Source organism: Hydrogenovibrio sp., assembly GCF_049975065.1.
In the GTDB taxonomy this organism is placed as follows: domain Bacteria; phylum Pseudomonadota; class Gammaproteobacteria; order Thiomicrospirales; family Thiomicrospiraceae; genus Hydrogenovibrio.
In genome coordinates this window covers 1-4655 of sequence record NZ_JBNGDN010000117.1, presented here as the reverse complement: position 1 = coordinate 4655, position 4655 = coordinate 1, and the positions used below count along the sequence as shown (strand labels likewise).

The window sequence follows — 4655 nt, the reverse complement described above, 5'->3', positions numbered from 1 at the left end:
ATTTTCGAAGAAGTGCCGACTCCACGATGTCGGCCGACTGAGAAAATATTTCTTGCGGAATCAAGGAACAAGCAAGGTCGGTGCAAATTTGTGAAATGTTCGGGTTAAATATTACGGAATAACTTTTCTTCCAGCGGCAATTCATTGCCTTCCGGCTTTTTGTCGTAAATCTGAATCAACACCTGATTCACATTGCCCGGTACAATGAACTCCTGAATCATTTCACGCACCCCCGGCGGTGAATCGCGACCAATGTAATTATAGACATTGCGCAGCTGACACTTATTGTCCGGGTCGGAGGCCAAGGGGCGCAACATGCTGCCCCCTTCCAGCTTAAACCCCTGACTGGTGACCAGCACCGCACGGTGGTAGTAATCCGCTTGCAAAGGCTCGCTGAAACAGATTTGCAGCATGCGGTTAAAATTACCGGAGCCGCGATCCAGATTATCCAGCAGTTGCACCGATACAATTTCCACCGGCGGTTTGGAACAGGCGGACACCCCAAACATCAGAACCGCCATTAATACCAGGCCTGGCCAAAATCGACTTTTATGGCCTGGCCATCGAAACGCTTGCGTAAGGTTCAACATCCTCTTGTCTCCTAATGATTCATCAGGAAAGGCCGCACGGAACGGAAACGCCGTCTATCCCACCTATCCTTTAGGGTTTCTCTGCATTTTGCTGAATGCCGGCAATCTGCCAATTGCCACGCCCTTCCGCTAAGCGACGAATGTGCCAAATCTCATGAAAAGCGTGCGCTTCATCGTTCGCATCTTCTTTGATAAACCCGCTGAAACGCACACTGACCACAAAATAATCCCCCTCAATCGCCATGTCGGCCATTTCCGCATACAATTCGTCCACTTCTGTGTGGTTGGTACCAAACTGCAACTGCGACATTTCCGCCTGCAAGGCTTCAAATAATTCTGGCGTGCAATAGTCGCGCAACTCTTTGGCGTCCAGCGCATCCCACGCTTGCTGCACGGCGACAAAATGCGACTTGGCCTGTTCGATAAAACCGGCTTCATCAAACCAATCCGGCTTCACCAACACCGGCTCGGCACTGGGGGAAAGATCCGCGCCAATCATACTGCCTTCCGAATGAGGCACATAGGCTGAAGGGGATTCACTGGATGACGGAGCCGAATCGGCAGCCATTTGCCGTTTCTGAGTCGAGGCGGAGGAGGCTGGGACATAGGTCGTGGGTTCGTAGGACACAGGCGCATGACCGCTGGCGGCGTAACCGGCGGGGTGGGATGCCTGGGCGCGACGCCGACGTAAAAAGGCAAAAATCAAAAAGGCCACCAGCGCAATTAACAGTATGTCCAACAACTGAATGCCATCAAAGCCATCACCAAACAACATGGCCGCCAAAAGACCGCCTGCGGCAATCCCTGCCAGAGGCCCTAAAAAGCGTGACGCCCCCGAAGCTTGAGCACCGGCCGCGGCTGGAGCCTTCCCTGCGGCCTGAGAGCCGGGTTGCGACGCGGGTTTCGAATCCTGCTTAAAGGATTTCGGTGCCATTTTCTTGGAATAACCGTAGCTACCGCCCCCACCAAAACGTTTCGCTTCCGCCACCTGCATGGTCGCAAAAAACGAAAACGTCACCATTGATAGCCAAACCATTGTTTTTTTCATCTTGTCACCTTTATTAAAAATTTCTTTACAGTTTATCGATTATTTAATCGGTTATTCAAACGTTTATTCAAAATGGAATCTGTTTTCAAAATTCGTGCCGACACCTTAGCCGCTTTTCAGCTTCATTTCACGCCTTTACACACCGTGAAATGGTGTAGTCCTTACCTTGTTTGACTTTTTCATAGTTGCCGAAGACTTCCATAAAGTTGCGCTTCATGTAAAGTCGCAAACCATTAATGGTCACCACCACAAACTGGCCGCCCGGTGCCAACTGCCGATGCACATCGTGCAGCAGAATGCTGAGCATTTCTTTACCGACCTTGGCCGGAATGTTCGACACCACCGTGGTGAACTGCAAGTCCGGCGGCACGGCACTCAAGCCGTTCGACAAATAGGCCTTGGCGTGCGTTAAACCGTTGCGCTGCGCGTTTTGATTGGCGTAGTCCACCGCGACAAAGTCCTTATCCACCATATGCACTTCGCCGCTGGCATGGGCGGCAATGGCCAAGCCAATCGGGCCGTAACCGCAACCGATATCCAGCGCGGTTTCCTGTGGTTGCAAATCGAGGTGCTTTAACAGCAACAAGGTTCCGGCATCAATTTCACGCGGGCTGAAAATGCCCCAAGTGGTGTGAAACGTCAGGGGCTTGCCGTTTAATTCCGCTTCAAAAACAATGTCTTGCTTGAGCTGTTCGATGCTACTCATGTCGTTTTACCTTCTCCATCACGACCGCCTTGCGAAAGCAGAGGCTTTCGGGATCGCCTCGGCTAAAAATTAGGGCATGTTCTCAATTTCTCATCCAAGCATGGCCTGCGCTTCTGGTATCATATTCTATCTTTTTTAAGCCCTCACGCGAGACTGATTTCTCCCATGTTTGGACTCAACGACAGACAGTTGAAAGGCGTTATGCACGTGGACACTCCGGCGCTGGTTCTGGCGGGTGCCGGTTCCGGCAAAACCCGCGTCATCACCGAGAAAATTGCCTACTTGATCCGCAAGCACGAGATCAAGCCGCATCATATCTACGCCCTGACGTTTACCAACAAGGCGGCCAAAGAAATGAAAGAGCGGGTCAGCAAACTCTTGAAAAACGACCCGAGCAAAGGTCTGAACGTCTCCACTTTCCACAACCTTGGCTTGAATATTATCCGCCGCGAATACAAGGCGTTGGGCTACAAGCCCAATTTTTCGATTATGGACGCCACCGACACCAAGCAGATTCTCAAGGAGCTGATGAAAAAACAGCAGCTCAGCGAGGAGGAACTGGACGGCGTGCAATGGGATATATCCAACTGGAAAAACGCCCACATCAACCCACAACAGGCACTGGAGTTAGCGGAAAACCCGCTGCAACAGGCGCGCGCCATTCTCTACGACTATTACCAAAAGCAATTGCACGCCTATAACTCAGTGGATTTCGATGACCTGATCGGGTTGCCGGTGCGGTTGTTCAATGAACACCCGGCCATTCTCGACAAATGGCAAAATAAAGTGCGCTACCTACTGGTGGACGAATATCAAGACACCAACGCCGCGCAATACGAACTGGTGAAACAGTTAGTTGGCGTGCGCGCCAAATTCACGGTGGTGGGCGACGACGACCAATCCATCTACGCCTGGCGCGGTGCCCAGCCGGAAAACCTGGTGTTATTGAAAAAAGACTTCCCAAATCTGGAAGTCATCAAACTGGAGCAGAACTACCGCTCCAGCAACCGCATTTTGCAAGCCGCCAACGCCCTGATCGCCAACAACCCGCACGTGTTCGAAAAATCACTGTGGTCGGAAATGGGCATGGGCGACATGCTGCGGGTTTTGGCCTGTCACGACGAAAACCATGAAGCCGAACGCGTGGTGTCGGAAATCATCGTCCACAAATTCAAACACCGCACCCAATTTCGCGACTACGCCATTCTCTATCGCGGCAACTTCCAGTCACGCCTGTTCGAACGCGCCCTGCGGGAACAGAACATTCCGTACAAACTCTCCGGTGGCCAGTCCTTTTTCGACAAGGCGGAAATCAAAGACGTCATGAGCTACCTAAAACTCATTGTCAATCCAGACGACGACGCCGCCTTCCTGCGCATCGTCAATACGCCGCGCCGCGAAATCGGCGCCTCCACCTTGGAAAAACTCGCCAGTTACGCCAACCAGCGCGGCGTCAGTCTGTTTGACGCCACTCAGGAATTCGGTCTCAGCAGCGTCTTGAACGACAAGGCGTTGCAACGGGTGCAGCATTTCGGCCAGTTATTATTGTCTTGGGCGCAGGAAGCCGAGGCGCTGCAAGGTCAAGAAGTGACCTCGTTTGTGCGCCAACTGCTTGAAAAACTGGAATACGACAACTGGCTGCACGAAACCAGCAATACGCCGCGCGCCGCTGAAAAGCGCATTGAAAACGTCCGTGACCTGCTGCTGTGGATTGAGCGCATCCTCAATAAGGCGCTGGAAGAAGACGGCGACGAACTCAAGCTGGAAAAAATCGTCGCCCACATGACCCTGATGGACATAATGGAACGCAACGAAGATGAGTCCGATCATAATATGGTCACTTTAATGACGTTGCACGCCTCGAAAGGGCTGGAGTTTCCGCACGTCTTTCTGATTGGCATGGAAGAGGAACTGCTGCCGCACAAGCAAAACATGGAATCACCAGGCCTGGAAGAAGAACGCCGCTTGGCCTACGTCGGCATCACTCGCGCCAAATACAGCCTGACCATGACCTACGCCCGAAAACGCCGTAAATACGGCGACAATGTGAACTGCGATCCCAGCCGGTTTTTAGCAGAGCTGCCGTCGGATCTGCTCGACTGGGAAGGCAAACCTGGCGAAGAACTGTCACCTGAAGAAGCCAAAATACGCGGTAACGCTCACCTAGACAATCTCAAAGCATTATTGGAAAACGCGGTTTAATCGCCTCACGCCGCCATTTTATGTCAGGATGCCAATATAAGGATGCCACTATGATTTCCCCCTTCCAAATCGCCCAACAACCCTCGCTGCAATTTGGCTGGGGAATTCG

At 52.1% G+C, this 4655-nt stretch carries 4 protein-coding genes; 1 reads left to right on the top strand and 3 read right to left on the bottom strand.

Annotation, left to right across the window (positions count from 1 at the left end):
* Nucleotides 1-104: 104 nt before the first annotated feature.
* The 3 genes from ACP5D0_RS09990 to ACP5D0_RS09980 form a co-directional block, all read right to left on the bottom strand.
* The gene (locus ACP5D0_RS09990; RefSeq protein ID WP_472365641.1) at nt 105-590 is read right to left on the bottom strand and encodes a hypothetical protein; all 486 of its coding nucleotides are present in this window, start codon (nt 588-590) and stop codon (nt 105-107) included.
* 70 nt (nt 591-660) lie between these two features.
* On the bottom strand, nt 661-1638 hold the full coding sequence (locus ACP5D0_RS09985) for a Tim44 domain-containing protein (RefSeq protein WP_472365640.1): 978 nt from the start codon (nt 1636-1638) through the stop codon (nt 661-663).
* Nucleotides 1639-1765: 127 nt separating this feature from the next.
* Nucleotides 1766-2344, bottom strand: a complete 579-nt coding sequence (locus ACP5D0_RS09980) for a class I SAM-dependent methyltransferase (protein WP_472365638.1) — start codon at nt 2342-2344, stop codon at nt 1766-1768.
* 165 nt (nt 2345-2509) lie between these two features.
* Here ACP5D0_RS09980 and rep point away from each other — a divergent pair, with 165 nt between their 5' ends.
* Nucleotides 2510-4546: a DNA helicase Rep gene (gene rep, locus ACP5D0_RS09975; protein ID WP_472365637.1), complete on the top strand. Its 2037-nt coding sequence runs from the start codon at nt 2510-2512 to the stop codon at nt 4544-4546.
* Nucleotides 4547-4655: the final 109 nt, after the last annotated feature.